Annotated in this window: 19 protein-coding genes; 14 read left to right on the top strand and 5 right to left on the bottom strand. The window is 73.1% G+C overall.

Annotated features, from left to right (window positions below; all coding sequences use genetic code 11):
• The first annotated feature begins 107 nt into the window (after positions 1–107).
• The 9 genes from DMH08_RS04495 to DMH08_RS04455 all read left to right on the top strand — a co-directional run bounded on the left by DMH08_RS04495 (position 108) and on the right by DMH08_RS04455 (position 7,635).
• Positions 108–929 (top strand): helix-turn-helix transcriptional regulator, encoded by an 822-nt coding sequence (locus tag DMH08_RS04495; protein ID WP_442778624.1) that lies wholly within the window; start codon positions 108–110, stop codon positions 927–929.
• Positions 926–2,338, top strand: coding sequence for a Fe-S cluster assembly protein SufB (gene sufB / locus DMH08_RS04490; protein ID WP_026406037.1), 1,413 nt, complete (start codon positions 926–928; stop codon positions 2,336–2,338). The genes DMH08_RS04495 and sufB overlap by 4 nt, the downstream gene beginning before the upstream one ends.
• Positions 2,338–3,477, top strand: a complete 1,140-nt coding sequence (gene sufD, locus DMH08_RS04485) for a Fe-S cluster assembly protein SufD (RefSeq protein WP_026406036.1) — start codon at positions 2,338–2,340, stop codon at positions 3,475–3,477. Before sufB ends, sufD begins: the two co-directional genes overlap by 1 nt.
• A complete protein-coding gene (locus DMH08_RS04480) occupies positions 3,474–3,791 on the top strand; it encodes a non-heme iron oxygenase ferredoxin subunit (RefSeq protein WP_026406035.1) in 318 nt (105 codons plus the stop codon). Before sufD ends, DMH08_RS04480 begins: the two co-directional genes overlap by 4 nt.
• A 14-nt stretch (positions 3,792–3,805) precedes the next feature.
• Positions 3,806–4,573: a Fe-S cluster assembly ATPase SufC gene (sufC, locus tag DMH08_RS04475; protein ID WP_026406034.1), complete on the top strand. Its 768-nt coding sequence runs from the start codon at positions 3,806–3,808 to the stop codon at positions 4,571–4,573.
• Positions 4,570–5,832: a cysteine desulfurase gene (locus DMH08_RS04470; protein ID WP_026406033.1), complete on the top strand. Its 1,263-nt coding sequence runs from the start codon at positions 4,570–4,572 to the stop codon at positions 5,830–5,832. The genes sufC and DMH08_RS04470 overlap by 4 nt, the downstream gene beginning before the upstream one ends.
• Before the next feature lie 42 nt (positions 5,833–5,874).
• The gene (gene sufU, locus DMH08_RS04465; protein WP_026406032.1) at positions 5,875–6,333 is read left to right on the top strand and encodes a Fe-S cluster assembly sulfur transfer protein SufU; all 459 of its coding nucleotides are present in this window, start codon (positions 5,875–5,877) and stop codon (positions 6,331–6,333) included.
• Positions 6,330–6,752, top strand: a complete 423-nt coding sequence (locus tag DMH08_RS04460; RefSeq protein ID WP_125611884.1) for a metal-sulfur cluster assembly factor — start codon at positions 6,330–6,332, stop codon at positions 6,750–6,752. Before sufU ends, DMH08_RS04460 begins: the two co-directional genes overlap by 4 nt.
• Before the next feature lie 103 nt (positions 6,753–6,855).
• Positions 6,856–7,635, top strand: a complete 780-nt coding sequence (locus tag DMH08_RS04455; RefSeq protein WP_199747616.1) for a class I SAM-dependent methyltransferase — start codon at positions 6,856–6,858, stop codon at positions 7,633–7,635.
• On the opposite strand, the gene DMH08_RS04450 is transcribed toward DMH08_RS04455, so the two are convergent.
• A complete protein-coding gene (locus tag DMH08_RS04450) occupies positions 7,604–8,203 on the bottom strand; it encodes a hypothetical protein (RefSeq protein ID WP_125611882.1) in 600 nt (199 codons plus the stop codon). The two genes, DMH08_RS04455 and DMH08_RS04450, sit on opposite strands and share 32 nt — an antisense overlap.
• Before the next feature lie 4 nt (positions 8,204–8,207).
• A complete protein-coding gene (locus DMH08_RS04445) occupies positions 8,208–8,393 on the bottom strand; it encodes a hypothetical protein (protein WP_125611880.1) in 186 nt (61 codons plus the stop codon).
• A 157-nt stretch (positions 8,394–8,550) separates the two neighbouring features.
• On the opposite strand from DMH08_RS04445, the gene DMH08_RS04440 reads away from it, so the two are divergent.
• A complete protein-coding gene (locus DMH08_RS04440) occupies positions 8,551–9,753 on the top strand; it encodes a sensor histidine kinase (RefSeq protein ID WP_233617390.1) in 1,203 nt (400 codons plus the stop codon).
• Complete coding sequence (locus DMH08_RS04435; RefSeq protein WP_026406026.1) at positions 9,754–10,422, top strand: response regulator; 669 nt, start codon at positions 9,754–9,756, stop codon at positions 10,420–10,422. It abuts the gene before it with no gap.
• Between the two features lie 113 nt (positions 10,423–10,535).
• Here the strand turns inward: DMH08_RS04435 and DMH08_RS04430 are convergent, their stop codons facing one another.
• Together DMH08_RS04430 and DMH08_RS04425 are read right to left on the bottom strand one after the other, a co-directional pair.
• Entirely contained in the window at positions 10,536–11,732 is a 1,197-nt protein-coding gene (locus tag DMH08_RS04430; protein WP_125611878.1) for an EAL domain-containing protein, read from the bottom strand.
• Between the two features lie 103 nt (positions 11,733–11,835).
• Positions 11,836–12,231, bottom strand: a complete 396-nt coding sequence (locus DMH08_RS04425; RefSeq protein ID WP_125611876.1) for an ABC transporter permease — start codon at positions 12,229–12,231, stop codon at positions 11,836–11,838.
• A 106-nt stretch (positions 12,232–12,337) separates the two neighbouring features.
• Between DMH08_RS04425 and DMH08_RS04420 the strand changes: the two genes are divergently transcribed.
• Genes DMH08_RS04420 through DMH08_RS04410 form a run of 3 tightly spaced genes read left to right on the top strand, consistent with a single transcriptional unit; the run spans position 12,338 to position 14,393 of the window.
• On the top strand, positions 12,338–12,976 hold the full coding sequence (locus DMH08_RS04420) for an AIM24 family protein (protein WP_233617389.1): 639 nt from the start codon (positions 12,338–12,340) through the stop codon (positions 12,974–12,976).
• Positions 12,976–13,629: an AIM24 family protein gene (locus tag DMH08_RS04415; RefSeq protein ID WP_026406023.1), complete on the top strand. Its 654-nt coding sequence runs from the start codon at positions 12,976–12,978 to the stop codon at positions 13,627–13,629. Before DMH08_RS04420 ends, DMH08_RS04415 begins: the two co-directional genes overlap by 1 nt.
• Before the next feature lie 2 nt (positions 13,630–13,631).
• Entirely contained in the window at positions 13,632–14,393 is a 762-nt protein-coding gene (locus tag DMH08_RS04410) for an AIM24 family protein (protein WP_034521797.1), read from the top strand.
• Between the two features lie 52 nt (positions 14,394–14,445).
• Here DMH08_RS04410 and DMH08_RS04405 read toward each other — a convergent pair whose 3' ends face one another.
• Positions 14,446–15,231, bottom strand: coding sequence for a VOC family protein (locus DMH08_RS04405; protein ID WP_026406021.1), 786 nt, complete (start codon positions 15,229–15,231; stop codon positions 14,446–14,448).
• Between the last annotated feature and the right edge of the window lie 166 nt (positions 15,232–15,397).

Here is a 15,397-nt window from a genome sequence, read left to right as displayed (position 1 = left end):
ACCGGGCCGGACGGCTCGTTTAGGTAAGGCTTACCTGCGTGAGCCACGACATCGGCAAACCGGTGTTTCGGGGGAAGGAATTACGGCACACTGATGTTGTGAAAAACGTGAGCGAGGATCGGGCGAGCGCGGAGGCCGTGGTGACACGGCCGTCCGGCGTGCCGTCTCCGGCCGGGACCGAGCGCGACACCCGCGCCCGGGTGGCCCGGCTGATCCTCGAGCACGGCCCCGTCACCGCGTCCGCGCTCGGCGAGCGGGTCGGCCTCACGCCGGCCGCGATCCGCCGGCACCTGGACGCGCTGCTGGCCGAGGGCATGATCGAGGTTCGCCGGGCCCGGCCGCAGACGCGGCGCGGCCGCGGGCGCCCCGCCAAGTGGTTCGCCATCACCGACGCGGGACGCAGCGCGTTCGTGCACGCCTACGACGACCTGGCGACCAGCGCGCTGCGCTTCCTCGCCGAGACGGCCGGCGCCCACGCGGTCGCCGAGTTCGCCCGGCGCCAGATCGCCGACCTCGAGCGGCGCTACCGGCCCGTCGTGCAGGAGGCCCCGCCCCACCAGCGGGTCCGCACGCTCGCCGAGGCGCTGTCCGGGGACGGCTACGCGGCGGCCGCCGCGAAGGCCCCGCAGCCGGGCGGCGGCGAGCAGCTGTGCCAGCACCACTGCCCCGTCTCGCACGTGGCGGCGGAGTTCCCGCAGCTGTGCGAGGCCGAGACGGAGGCGTTCAGCCGGCTGCTGGGCACCCCCGTCCAGCGGCTCGCCACGATCGCCCACGGCGACGGCATCTGCACCACCCACGTCAGCTCCCGCTCCCTGTGCGGGGACGGGACGGACGCCGCCGGGGAACCGGCGGACGGGCCGGGGGACGCGGGGGATTCCCCCGCAAGCACACTGACCAGTGACGAGGAGTCCGGGAGGACGCCCCTATGACTACGGCAGCCCACCCTGAACTGGAAGGGCTCGACAGGTACAAGTTCGGCTGGGCCGACTCCGACGAGGCCGGAGCCTCGGCCCGCCGCGGCCTGAACGAGGACGTCGTCCGCGACATCTCTGGCAAGAAGGACGAGCCGGACTGGATGCTCGACCTGCGCCTCAAGGGGCTGCGGCTGTTCGACAAGAAGCCCATGCCGACCTGGGGCTCGGACCTGTCGGACATCGACTTCGACAACATCAAGTACTTCGTCCGGTCGACCGAGCAGCAGGCCGCCTCCTGGGAGGAGCTCCCGGAGGACATCAAGAACACCTACGACAAGCTCGGCATCCCGGAGGCGGAGAAGCAGCGCCTCATCGCCGGCGTCGCCGCCCAGTACGAGTCGGAGGTCGTCTACCACAAGATCCGCGAGGATCTTGAGGAGAAGGGCGTCATCTTCGTCGACACCGACACCGGCCTGCGCGAGCACCCGGAGATCTTCCAGGAGTACTTCGGCTCCGTGATCCCGGTCGGCGACAACAAGTTCGCCGCGCTCAACACCGCCGTGTGGTCGGGCGGCTCGTTCATCTACGTGCCGCCGGGCGTCCACGTCGAGATTCCGCTCCAGGCGTACTTCCGGATCAACACCGAGAACATGGGCCAGTTCGAGCGGACGCTGATCATCGCCGACGAGGGCTCCTACGTCCACTACGTCGAGGGCTGCACCGCCCCGATCTACAAGTCGGACTCCCTGCACTCGGCCGTCGTCGAGATCGTCGTGAAGAAGGACGCCCGCGTCCGCTACACGACCATCCAGAACTGGTCGAACAACGTCTACAACCTGGTGACCAAGCGCGCCGTCGCCTACGAGGGCGCCACCATGGAGTGGGTCGACGGCAACATCGGCTCCAAGGTCACCATGAAGTACCCGGCGGTCTACCTGCTCGGCGAGCACGCCAAGGGCGAGACCCTGTCGATCGCGTTCGCGGGCGAGGACCAGCACCAGGACGCCGGCGCCAAGATGGTGCACGCCGCGCCCAACACCTCCAGCAGCATCGTGTCCAAGTCGGTGGCGCGCGGCGGCGGCCGCACCTCCTACCGGGGCCTGGTGCAGATCCAGGAGGGCGCCGAGCACAGCAAGTCCACCGTCAAGTGCGACGCGCTGCTGGTCGACCAGATCAGCCGCTCCGACACCTACCCCTACGTGGACGTCCGCGAGGACGACGTGGAGATGGGCCACGAGGCCACCGTCTCCAAGGTGTCGGAGGACCAGTTGTTCTACCTGATGAGCCGCGGTCTCACCGAGGACGAGGCCATGGCGATGATCGTGCGCGGGTTCGTCGAGCCCATCGCGCGCGAGCTGCCGATGGAGTACGCCCTCGAGCTGAACCGGCTCATCGAGCTGCAGATGGAAGGAGCCGTCGGCTGATGGGGCTGGACGTGAAGCCTCTCTCGACGCTGCACGAGAAGGCGTCGTACGACCTGGGCGACTTCGAGGTCCCCACCGGCCGCGAGGAGGAGTGGCGGTTCACCCCGCTGCGCCGCCTCCACGGCCTGCACAACGGGACCGCGCAGGACGGCGGCAAGGTCATCGTCGACGTCGAGGCCGCGCCGGAGGTGACGGTCGAGACCGTCGGCCGCGACGACGCCCGCCTCGGCAAGGCGTACGTCCCGGCCGACCGGGTCTCCGCCCAGGCGTGGAACGCGTTCGCGCACGCCACGGTCGTCACCGTGCCGAAGGAGGCGGTGGCGTCCGCGCCGACCGTCCTGCGGGTGCGCGGCGAGGACGCCTCGGCCGCCGCCTACGGGCACACCACCGTGATCCTGGAGCCGTTCGCGGAGGCCACCGTGGTGCTCGCGCACCGCGGCTCGGCCACCTACGCCGACAACGTCGAGTTCGTCGTCGGCGACGGCGCCCGCCTCTCGGTGATCAGCCTGCAGGACTGGAACGACGGCAGCGTGCACGTGTCGCACCAGCACGCCCGGCTCGGCCGCGACGCCCGGTTCGTCTCCCACAACATCTCGCTGGGCGGCGACCTGGTGCGGATCTCCCCGTCGGTCGCGTACGAGGCGCCCGGCGGCGACGCCGAGCTGTACGGCGTGTACTTCGTCGACGGCGGCCAGCACCTCGAGCACCGGCTCCTGGTCGACCACACCGTGCCGCACTGCCGCAGCCGCGTCGACTACCGCGGCGCCCTGCAGGACGCCGACGCGCACGCCGTCTGGATCGGCGACGTCATCATCCGCGCCGAGGCCGAGGGAACCGACACCTACGAGCTGAACCGCAACCTCGTCCTCACCGACGGGACGCGCGTCGACTCGGTGCCGAACCTGGAGATCCTCACCGGCGAGGTCGCCGGCGCGGGGCACGCCTCCGCGTCCGGACGCCTCGACGACGAGCACCTGTTCTACCTGCAGGCGCGCGGCATCACCTTCGACGAGGCGCGGCGCATGGTCGTCCGGGGCTTCCTCGGCCAGCTCGTCGACCGCATCGAGGTCGACGAGGTGCGCGACAAGGTCCGGCAGGCCATCGAGGCGGAGCTCGACGTGCGGGGCGGTGACCGGTGACGTACGTGAAGGTGTGCGCGCTCGCCGACGTCCCGGCGGACGGGGCGCTCGGCGTGGAGGTCGACGACACGCCCGTCGCGATCGCGCGCAGCGGCGACGAGGTGTTCGCCGTCAACGACATCTGCTCGCACGCCGAGGTCTCCCTCTCCGAGGGCGAGATCTACAACGGCACCATCGAGTGCTGGCTGCACGGGTCCTGCTTCGACCTGCGCACGGGCAAGCCCACCAACCCGCCGGCGACGCAGCCGGTCGCCACCTACAAGGTCAAGGTCGAGGACGGCGACGTCTACGTCTCGCTCGGCTCCGACGACTAAGGAACGACAACACCATGGCCACGCTTGAGATCCGCGACCTCCACGTCTCCGTCGGCGAAGGCACCGACGGGACCAAGGAGATCCTGCGCGGGGTCGACCTCACCGTGCAGGCCGGCGAGACCCACGCGCTGATGGGGCCGAACGGCTCCGGCAAGTCCACCCTCGCCTACGCGATCGCCGGGCACCCCAAGTACGAGGTGACCGGCGGCACCGTGACGCTCGACGGCGAGGACGTCCTGTCCATGAGCGTCGACGAGCGCGCCCGCGCCGGGCTGTTCCTGGCGATGCAGTACCCGGTCGAGGTGCCGGGCGTGTCCGTCTCGAACTTCCTGCGCTCGGCCGTCACCGCCGTCCGCGGCGAGGCCCCGAAGCTGCGCGAGTTCTCCAAGGAGATGAAGGCGGCGATGGACGGGCTGTCCATCGACCCCGCGTTCGCGCAGCGCTCCCTCAACGAGGGCTTCTCCGGCGGCGAGAAGAAGCGGCACGAGATCCTCCAGCTGGAGATGCTCAAGCCGAAGATCGCCGTACTCGACGAGACCGACTCCGGCCTCGACGTCGACGCCCTCAAGGTCGTGTCCGAGGGCGTGAACCGGTTCTCGGCCGCGCCCGGCACCGGCGTCCTGCTGATCACGCACTACACGCGCATCCTGCGGTACGTGCAGCCGGACTTCGTGCACGTCTTCGCGGGCGGCCGCATCGTCGCCGAGGGCGGCCCCGAGCTGGCCGACCAGCTGGAGAACGAGGGCTACGAGAAGTACGTGAAGGCGGGCGCGTCGGCATGACACTGCTGCCCGAGGAGCTGAAGAAGGACTTCCCGCTCCTGCAGCGCACCGTCCGGGGCGGGCGGCCCCTGGTCTACCTGGACTCGGGGGCCACCTCGCAGAAGCCCGTCGCGGTGCTGAACGCCGAGCGGGAGTTCTACGAGCGGTACAACGCGGCGCCGCACCGCGGCGCCCACCTCCTCGCCGAGGAGGCCACCGAGGCGTACGAGAAGGCGCGCGCGTCCATCGCCCGGTTCGTCGGCGCGACGCCCGGCGAGATCGTGTTCACCAAGAACGCCACCGAGGGCATCAACCTCGTGGCGTACGCGATGAGCAACGCCGCCACCGCCGGGCCCGAGGCCGAGCGCTTCCGGGTGGGCCCCGGCGACGAGGTCGTGGTGTCCGAGATGGAGCACCACGCGAACCTCGTCCCGTGGCAGGAGCTGTGCCGCCGCACCGGCGCGACGCTCCGCTGGTTCGGGATCACCGACGAGGGCCGCCTCGACCTGGACGGCCTGGACGGCCTGGTCAACGAGCGCACGAAGATCGTCGCGCTGACGCACCAGTCGAACGTCCTCGGCACCGTCACGCCGGTCGACCGCATCGTGGAGCGTGCCCACGCGGTCGGCGCGCTCGTCCTGCTGGACGCCGCGCAGTCCGTTCCGCACCAGCCGGTGGACGTCCGCGCCCTCGGCGCCGACTTCCTCGCCTTCTCCGGGCACAAGATGCTCGGCCCGACCGGCATCGGCGTGCTGTGGGGCCGCCGCGAGCTCCTCGAGGCCATGCCGCCGTTCATCACCGGCGGCTCCATGATCGAGCTCGTGCGGATGGAGTCGAGCACGTTCATGCCGCCGCCGCAGCGGTTCGAGGCGGGCGTCCCGATGACCGCGCAGGCCGTCGGGCTCGGCGCGGCCTGCGACTACCTCGCCGACCTCGGCATGGACCGGGTCCACGCGCACGAGGAGGCCCTCGTGGGCTACTCCCTCGAGCGGCTGTCGGAGATTCCCGGCGTCCGGATCATCGGCCCGGGCACCACCGAGGCGCGCGGCGGGGCCGTGTCGTTCACCGTCGCGGACATCCACCCGCACGACGTCGGCCAGGTGCTGGACGACCTCGGCGTCGAGGTCCGCGTCGGGCACCACTGCGCGTGGCCGATCTGCCGCCGGTTCGGCATCCCCGCCACCACCCGGGCGACGTTCTACCTGTACAACACCCTCGCCGACGTGGACGCGCTCGCCGACGGGGTACGGCAGGCGCAGAAGTTCTTCGGAACAGCCTGAGGGCCGCCCCGGTTGTAGCCAGAAAGGCTTGGAAAGGACGACATGCAGCTGGAGGCGATGTACCAGGAGGTCATCCTGGACCACTACCGCAATCCCCTCCACAAGGGCTTGCGGGAGCCGTACGAGGGTGAGGCGCACCACGTCAACCCGACGTGCGGCGACGAGGTGACGCTGCGCGTCCACCTGGACGGCGACGGCCGGGACGCCACGGTGGCGGACGTCTCCTACGACTCCATGGGCTGCTCGATCAGCCAGGCCAGCGCGTCGGTGATGGCCGACCTGCTGATCGGCAAGTCGGTCAAGCAGGCCATGGAGGTCGGCGACGAGTTCCTGGCGCTGATGCAGTCGCGCGGCCAGGACGTCGAACCGGACGAGGACGTCCTGGAGGACGCCGTCGCCTTCGCCGGGGTGTCGAAGTACCCGGCCCGGATCAAGTGCGCCCTCCTCGCCTGGATGGCGTGGAAGGACGCGACCGCCCGCGCACTGGGAGAGGCATCATGAGCGAGACGACCGACACCGCCGAGACGACCGGCACCGCCGAGTCGACCGGCACCGCCGAGACGACCGGCGCGCCCGAGACGGCCGAGGCCGCCGCGGGCGGCACCGGCGCCGACACCGCCGCCGAGGAGGAGGTCCTCGAGGCGCTGAAGGACGTCGTCGACCCCGAGCTCGGCATCAACGTCGTCGACCTGGGCCTGGTGTACGGGGTGAACCTCGACGGGGGCGTCGCCACCCTGGACATGACGCTCACCAGCGCCGCCTGCCCGCTCACCGACGTGATCGAGGACCAGGCGCACAGCGCCCTGGACGGCCTGGTGCAGGACGTCAAGATCAACTGGGTGTGGCTCCCGCCGTGGGGCCCCGACAAGATCACCGAGGAGGGCCGGGACCAGCTCCGCGCCCTCGGCTTCAACGTCTGACGCGCCACCCGCGGAGGCCGCGCCCCGACCCGGGGCGCGGCCTCCGCGCGTCCGCCGGGCGCGGTGCCACCGGCGCCGAGGCGTCCGCGTAGGGTCGTCCGACGTGAAGGATGCTTTTCCGGACAGCGATCCGGGGCTCGTGGCCCGGCGTGCGGCCTCGTTCGGCGGCGGCGCCGCGGCGTACGCGGCGGAGCGGCCCGACTATCCGGTCGCCGCGGTGCGGTGGGCGCTGGAGCCCCTGGGCGGACGGCCGCCGCGGGCGCTCGACCTCGGCGCGGGCACCGGCAAGCTCACCGAGGTCCTCCTGCGGGACGGCCTGCGCCCCGAGGACGTCGTGGCCGTCGAACCCGATCCGGCGATGCTCGGCGAACTCCGCCGCGGGCTCCCCGACGTGCGCGTCCTGCGAGGGGGCGCGGAGGACATCCCGCTCGGCGACGCGAGCGTGGACGCGGTCCTGGTCGGGCAGGCGATGCACTGGTTCGACCTCGACCGGGCGCTCCCCGAGATCCACCGGGTGCTCGCGCCGGGCGGGGTCCTCGCGGGGCTGTGGAACCTGGACGACGACCGCGTGCCGTGGGTCGCGGGGCTGAAGGAGGCCGCGCGCAGCACCGTGTCGCTGCGGCGATGGCGGCCGAAGTCGGTCCCTCCGACGCGGTGGTTCCCGGAGATCGAGCGGGCGGAGTTCCCGCACGCCCAGCGGCGCACGGTCGACTCCATGGCGGCGACCGTCGGCACGCACAGCCACGTGCTCGTGCTGGACGCCGCCGAACGCGACGAGCTGCTCGGGCGGGTGCGCGACTACCTGCGCGGCAGGCCCGAGACGGCCGCGGGCGAGTTCGACCTGCCGATCGTCACCGCGGCCGTCCGGACCCTGCGGGGCTAGCGCTCCGCCCCTCCGGTTCCTGCTCCGGCGCCGGCTCCTGCTCCTTGGCCGGCCACAGCGTGTGGCTGACGGGCCAGATCGCCCAGATCGCCAGGACGAGGCCGAGGCGCGCCGCCCACGCCCACAGGGCCGCCGTGCGCTCGGCGTCGCCGACCATGGCGATCATGCCGACGAGCAGCCCGCAGGCGATCGCGGTGGCGGCGGCGGCCTTGCCGAACTCGCGCCACTCGTACCGGGTGCGCGCCCGGCCGCCCCGCGGCTTCCCACGGGGCGGCGGGCCGCCCGCGAACCGGTGCGCGAAGCGCTCGTCGGCCCAGCGGACCATGCTGTGCCCGAACGCGATCGAGTAGCCGAGGTAGGCGGCCGACAGCCCGTGCGCGAAGCCCGCCTCGGCGCCCCGGCGCAGGTCGAGGACGGTCGCGGCGAGCAGCACGGCGTCGATCAGCGGCACGCAGAGCAGGAGCAGGGCCCCGAGGCGCCGCATCCGCAGCGGGTAGCGGGCGAGCAGGCCGGCGCCGAGGACGACCCAGAACCCGATCTCGCACGCGGCGATGACCGCGATGAGCACGGCGTCACCGGCGCCGGGCGAGGGCCGCGCCGGCGCCGTAGAGCGCCAGCCCGAGCAGGCCGAGGCCGATTCCGGCGAGCGGCTGACGGGTGTCCGTCCACTCCAGAACGTCCATCTGATTGCTGCCGAAGGCGTGGTTGACGAGCGAGAGCAGACCCGCGACCGCGACGATGGTTCCGATGGTGCGCACTGTGCGTTCCCTCCGATGGCGTACCCCTCGATCGTCGGACACGCGGGGGAGGGGACGCGTCGTCTGGGATGAGGTTTCGCGGGTCGTCCGAAGGATGTACGCGCCGCCCTCACAGCGGTGGACGCGCCACACTCCCGGAGGTGCTGAGATAGGGGGCGTGCTGTCGACCGCCCGCCGCCTCACCACCCCGCAGGACGCCCTCATCGCCGCCGCGGCGCTGATCGGCGGCGTCCTGATGATCCTCGCGGACGGCTACATCAAGTGGGTGGACGCCTGGCTGCCGAACCTCGCGCTGCGGTGCGTCCCGCTGGCCGGCCTGTGCGCGGCGATGCTGCTGCGGCGGACGGCGCCCCGCACCGGGCTGGCGGTGGCGACGCCCTTCAACTTCCTCGACGTGGCGCTGGGGCCGAGCCTCGCCACGCTGATGATCTACGGGGACGCGCTGTACGCGGCGAGCCTGTACGGGCCGCGGCGGACGGCCGAACGGCTCCTCGGCGTGACGATCGCGGCGACGCTGGCCACCACGGTGGCGGCGGGCGCCCTGCTGGGCGGGATCTCCGTCGCGGTGCTGCTGGGCGCGGTCGCCGGGATGACCTGGGTCGCGCCGGTGCTGACCGCGATGGTGGTCCGCGAGCACCGCTTCCGGGCGGAGGCCGAGCGGCAGCGCGCCGAGCAGGTCGCGCGGCTCGCCGAGCTCGACCGGCGCGCCGCCGTGGGCGCCGAGCGGGCCCGGATGGCGCGGGAGCTGCACGACGTCGTCGCGAACCACCTGAGCGCCGTCGCGCTGCACTCGTCGGCCGTCCTGAAGGTCCGCGACCTGGACCGGGAGACGCTGGACCGGTCGCTCGAGGTGATCCGCGAGAACAGCGTGCAGGGGCTGGCCGAGATGCGCCGCATGATCGGGCTGCTGCGCGACGGCGACGGCGCCGACACCGATCCGCCCGCGCAGCCGCGGCTGTCGGAGCTGGAACGGCTGGTGGCGCGAACGTCGCGCAACGACCTGTCCGCCCGCCTGCAGATCGCCGGGGAGCCGCCCGAGCTGCCCGCGGCGGTGGAACTGGCCGCGTACCGGATCGTGCAGGAGTCGCTGACGAACGCGCTCAAGCACGCCGGTCCCGGCCGCGCCGACGTGGTGGTCGAGTACGGGCGCGACGGCCTGACGATCGACGTGCTGAGCCCGCTCGGGGCCGGCGACGCGCGGCTGCCGGGCACCGGCAGCGGACTGATCGGGATGCGTGAGCGGGCGACGCTGCTGGGCGGCCGGTTCGACGCGGGCCCCTGGCCGGAGCCGGACGGCTCCCGCTGGCGGGTGCGCGCCCGGCTGCCCGTGGACCCGCCCGCCGAGAAGGAGACGACCTAGATGATCGACGTGCTGGTGGCCGACGACCAGGCGGCGGTGCGCGCCGGGCTGGTCCTCATCCTGGGCGCCGCGCCGGGCGTCCGGGTCGTCGGCGAGGCCGCCGACGGGGAACGGGCGGTCGAGCTGGCGCGCGAGCTGCGCCCGGACGTGGTGCTGATGGACGTGCGCATGCCGCGGCTGGACGGCATCCGCGCCACCCGGGAGATCTCCGGTTTCACCGACGTGCTCGTGCTGACCACGTTCGACGTGGACGAGTACGTGTTCGGCGCGCTGCGGGCGGGCGCGGCCGGGTTCCTGCTCAAGGACGTCGACGCCGACCGGCTCGTCGACGCGGTGCGCACGGTGGCGGCGGGGGAGGGCATCATCGCCCCGAAGGTGACCCGGCGGCTGATCGGCGCGTTCGCCGCGCGCCCGGCGGCACCGGAGCCCGTCCCCGGGCTGGCGGACCTGACGCCCCGCGAGCGGGACGTCTTCCGGTGCCTGGGCGAGGGCATGTCGAACGGGCAGATCGCGGAGCGCCTCGACATGGCCGAGACCACCACCAAGACGCACGTCAGCCGCATTCTGGCGAAACTCGGGCTGCGCAGCCGCGTCCAGGCGGCCATCCTCGCCCAGGAGACGGCCGCCGTCGGCCCGGTGGACCCCGGCCGTCACCCGCATCCCCGCTGACGCCTCCGGCCCGCCGCACGGCCGCTCAGCGCGCCCCGCGCCTCGTCCGGCGGGACGGGCGCCGCACGCGGCGGCCGGAAGTCCGGGGCCGTCCGTGGGCGTCCGGCGCGCGGTCAGGGGGACAGGCCGCGGATGAGGTCGGCGACCCGGACGATGCCGAGGCAGCGGCCCACCTCGTCCACCACGACCAGGTCGTCGTAGACCCGCTCGTCCTCCCGGCCCGCCGCGCGCAGCGCCGCCACCGCCGGGACGGTGCGCGGCACCGGCCGGGGCCGGTCGGCGAGCCGCGCGGCGGGCCGGGCGGCGTGCAGCGCGTGCCCGTAGGGCCCCGACAGCCGCAGCAGGAACCGCGTCCGGTCCACCGTGGCGTACGGGCGCTGCCGCTCGTCCACCAGGACGATGCTGGTGACGCCGCTCTCGGCGTTCAGCGCCTCCAGCACCTCGTCGGCGGTGGCCGTGTGCGGCAGCGTGATCGCCGGCAGGGTGAACTCCGACACGCGCGGCCCGAGCGAGGCGTACGGGAGCCGCGCCGCCGGCTCCTCGCGCGCCGCGACGGGGACGCTGACCGGCATGCCCGGCCGCCACTCCGGCCCGGCCAGCACCGGTCCCTGGGCGAGCCGGGCGCCGAGCCCGCGCAGGTGCAGCACCTGGTCCTGGGTCTCCAGCCCCGGCGCGAGGACGTGCGTCTCCAGCCGGTGCGCCAGGTCCATCAGGCTCCCGGCCAGCGCGGAGCGGCGCGGTTCGCCCGGCGTCCGCCGGGCCAGGTCGGCGTCGAGCTTGAGCAGGTAGGGGGCGACGTCGGCGAGCAGGTCCAGCGGCGCGTGCGCGGCGCCGAGCCCGGCGAGCCCGACGAGGTAGCCGGCCCGGCGCAGCCCGCCGAGCGCGGCCGCCACCGCGGGCCGGATCCCGGGCGGGAACCCGCCGGTCGCGCACAGGATGATCTCGTTGGGGCGGCGTCCCGCCGAGCCCAGGCCCCGGTGCAGGGCGGACAGGACGTGCTCGCCCGCGGCGAGGGTCTCGGCGCGCAGGCCGACCAGCAGCGGGAGCCGCGTGCCGAGTTCCGCCGCCGCGCCCGCCGCGTCGACCGCGCGGCGCACGTCGTGGGCGGCGGGATCGGGCCGTCCGGCGGGTGCGGGCGGTGCGGCGTACGGGTCGGGGCGGAGGTCTGCGGCCGGGTCCGGGAGGGGCCCGGCGGACGGGTCCGCGGTCGGGCCCGCGTGCGCCTCCACGGCCACGACGGCGCCGCTGCCCAGGTCGACGACCGGGTGGAACACCGCGCGGGCGGGGAGAAGGACATCAAGGGCTGACACATCCGCATGATGCCGCCTCTATACGCCCGAAACCCCAGTTGTCAGGAGTTGTTCACGCACAATTCGCCAGGTCAGACGTGCCCCACATGATCATAAACGATGGTCACAGGTCGCGTCCGGCGAACAGCGTCGCCAGCAGGTAGGTGACGCCCGCGAGGGCGGCGAGCCAGGCGTACGGGGCGATCTCGGCGCCGCGCAGCGCCTGCACGGTCAGCGCCGCGACGACCGCGACCGTCAGCACGTCCCCGGTGACGGCGGCGCCGCGCCGGTGCGCGCGCGTCCGGTGCCCGGTGCCGAACCCCTCGCCGAGGGCCGGGCCGGCGTCGTGCCTGCGGTGCGCCAGCAGCCCCGCGTACCCGGCGAGCGCGCAGAGCGCGACCGCGCCGGTGCCGGTGCGGCCGTCGGCGGCGAGCACGGCGCCGACCACCACCGCGGCGGCCAGGACGAGGCCGGGGACGGCCCACCGGCTGATGCTGCGGCGTTCGGGAGCGATCCACATGGGCGCCATCCTTCCCGATCACCGGGCGGTCCCGTCCGCAACGCGCCGGTCCGCTCACGGTCGATGCCTGTGGTTGGGCGGGGGCAGGCCGGTATGTTATCGGCCCGTGGCGCAATTTCGATTGAACGGCTCCAAGATGCTGGCCGTCGATCTCGCGGGCGAGTCGATCAGGGCGCTCAACGGCTCCATGGTCGCCTACGAGGGACAGATGGCCTTCAAGCGGCAGGGCATGAGCGGGGGCGAGGGCCTGCGCGGCGCGCTGAAGCGGAAGATCGCGGGCGAGAGCATGACCCTCATGGAGATCAGCGGCCAGGGCACGGTGTACCTGGCGAGCGAGGCGACCGAGGTCACCCTGGTCCAGCTCGCCGGCGACACCCTCTACGTGGAGTCCGAGAGCCTCCTCGCCCTGGACGGCGGCCTGCAGACCGGCGTGCACTTCGTCGGGCTGCGCGGGATGGGGAGCGGGCAGGGCCTCGCGACCACCAAGGTCGACGGGCACGGCACCGCGGCGATCCTGTCGGACGGGCCCGCGATCGCCCTCGAGGTGACGCCGCAGGCGCCGCTGAGCGTCGACCCGCACGCCTACGTGGGGCACATCGGCCGGCTCGAGCAGGACGTCGTCACCGACGTCAACTTCCGCACCGTCCTCGGCCAGGGGTCCGGGGAGAGCGTCCAGTTCCGGTACCAGGGGCACGGCCTGGTCTACGTGCAGCCCGCCGAGCGCGGCGGCATTCTGGAGATCTGATGCCGGGATACCAGTCGATCAACTCCAAGATGCTCCAGGTGCAGGTCGGGCCGGGGCGGGAGGTCTACAGCAGGCGCGGCGCGATGCTCGGCTACACCGGCCCGGTGTCGTTCGCGCCGTCCGCGACCGCCGGGCAGGGCCTCGGCCAGACGCTCGGACGCGCCGTCGCGGGCGAGCGCACCTCGATGATGCACGTCACCGGGCAGGGCCGGGTGATGTTCGGGTACGCGGGCCTGGAGGTCACCACGGTCGAGCTCGACGGCTCCGACACGCTGTTCGTCGAGGCCGACCGGCTCCTCGTGCACGACGCGACCCTCCAGGTCGGGACGATGTTCATGGGCGAGCAGGGCGGCGTCCGCGGCGTCATCCGCGGCGCGGTGACCGGCCAGGGCCTGTTCACCACCACGCTCACCGGCCGCGGCTCCTGCGCGCTGCTGTCGCACGGCGGCGTGATGGAGATGCCGATCACCCCGCAGCGCCCCGTCCACGTCGACCCGCAGGCGTACGTCGCCCACCGCGGCCAGGTGCAGAACAAGCTGAGCACCGCCGTCGGACTCCGCGACCTGGTGGGCCGCGGCTCCGGCGAGGCGTTCCAGCTCGAGCTGAGCGGCTCCGGCGTCGTCTACGTCCAGGCCAGCGAGAGGAAGATCTGACCGTGACCAGCTACGGCACGCAGACCTGGAACGCCGGCACGCTCCCGGCCAACGACAACGTCAACCCCTACGCCTTCAGCGTGGACCTCAACGGGCAGTGGTTCGCGCAGAAGGGCAAGATGATCGCCTACTACGGGCAGATCAGGTTCGAGGCGCTGTCGGCCGGGCCCCTCGACGCCCTCGTCGCGCACACGTTCAACTCCCCGCTCTACGCGCAGGACTGGATCGTCGCGCAGGGGCAGGGCAAGCTGCTGCTCGCCGACCGGGGCTTCGACGTCAACTCCTTCGACCTCGACGACGGCAACCTCACGGTCCGCGCCGGCAACCTGCTGGCGTTCGAGCCCGGCCTGGAACTGAAGCAGTCGATCATCCCGGGATTCCTCACGCTGATCGGCACCGGACGGTTCGTGGCCGCCTCGAACGGGCCCGTGCACTTCGTCGAACCGCCCGTCCGGGTCGACCCGCAGGCGCTGCTCGGCTGGGCCGACTGCCCGTCCCCCTGCCACCACTACGACCACGCGTACATGCGGGGGGCGCTCGGCGCCGCGCGCGCCGCGTTCGGCATCGGGGGCGCGTCCGGCGAGGAGCACCAGTTCGACTTCACCGGCCAGGGCACCGTGCTGATGCAGTCGTCCGAGGTCGTGATGAACGAGGACGTCCTGCTGCGCGACCTCGAGGGCCAGATCGGCACGGTCGGCACGTCCGGGCTGCAGCGGCTCCAGCACACGATCAACCAGCGCCTCGCCGCCGAACGCCAGGACTGACCGGCCGGCCGGTGCCGGGCGGGCGCGCGCCCGCCCGGCACCGGCGGCGGGGTCACCCCGCCGGTTCGGGCGCCGGCTTCATCAGCTGGAACCGGGCGCCGAACGGGTCGCGGACGGACGCGAACCGCCCGTACGGCGAGTCGACGGGTTCCCGGTCGACGGCGCCGCCGCCCTCGCGCACCAGCCGGACGGCCTCGTCGGCGTCCGCGACGGCGAAGCACGACTGCCACGACGCGCCGCCCGCGCCCGGCTCGCCCATCACGCCGCCGATGTAGCGGCCGTCCGGGCGCTTGAGGACGGTGTAGTCCATGCCGCCCGCCTCCTCGTCGGGCATCGCCTCGCCCCGGTGCCCGAACACGGCGGCGTAGAAGCCGAGCGCGGCCTCGGGGTCGGGGGTGACGACCTCGTTCCAGACGAGCGAGCCCGGCTCGTTCACGTAGGCGGAGCCGATGTGCGCGCGGCCCTGCCACAGGCCGAACTGGGCGCCCTGCGGGTCGCGGACGATGGCCATCCGGCCGAGGTCCATCACGTCCATCGCGGGCTCCACCACCTCGCCGCCCGCGTCGGTGACCCGCGCGACCGTCGCGTCGCAGTCGTCGGTGGCGAAGTAGACGTCCCACCAGAAGTCGTCGGCGTCCTCGTCCGGGTTCTTCATGACCGCCGCGACGGACTCGCCGCGCAGCAGGCACAGGTTGTAGTGCCCTGTCTCCGCGCCGGTGTCGCGGAACTCCCAGCCGAAGATCGGACCGTAGAACGCCTTGGCCCGCTCGACGTCCGGGACCCCCAGGTCGATCCAGTTCGGCGTCCCTTCGGGCGCGTTGCTCGTGACGTGCGTCATTCCGACTCGCTCCTTGGTCGTGGGCCGTCTCCGGCCCGGCGTCCCCGTCGCACGCTCTGACCCGTGCGTCCTCCCCATACCCCGGTCGCGTTCGCACTCGTGTTCGACGGGGCGGCGAAAAAGTATGGAACGGGGCGGGACGCGGTCACGTACACTGGACCGATGG

It is taken from the genome of Actinomadura sp. WAC 06369 (genome assembly GCF_003947565.1).
GTDB lineage: Bacteria > Actinomycetota > Actinomycetes > Streptosporangiales > Streptosporangiaceae > Spirillospora > Spirillospora rifamycini.
The sequence above is the reverse complement of the archived record's forward strand: the minus strand, read 5'-3'. Positions and strand labels throughout refer to the sequence as shown.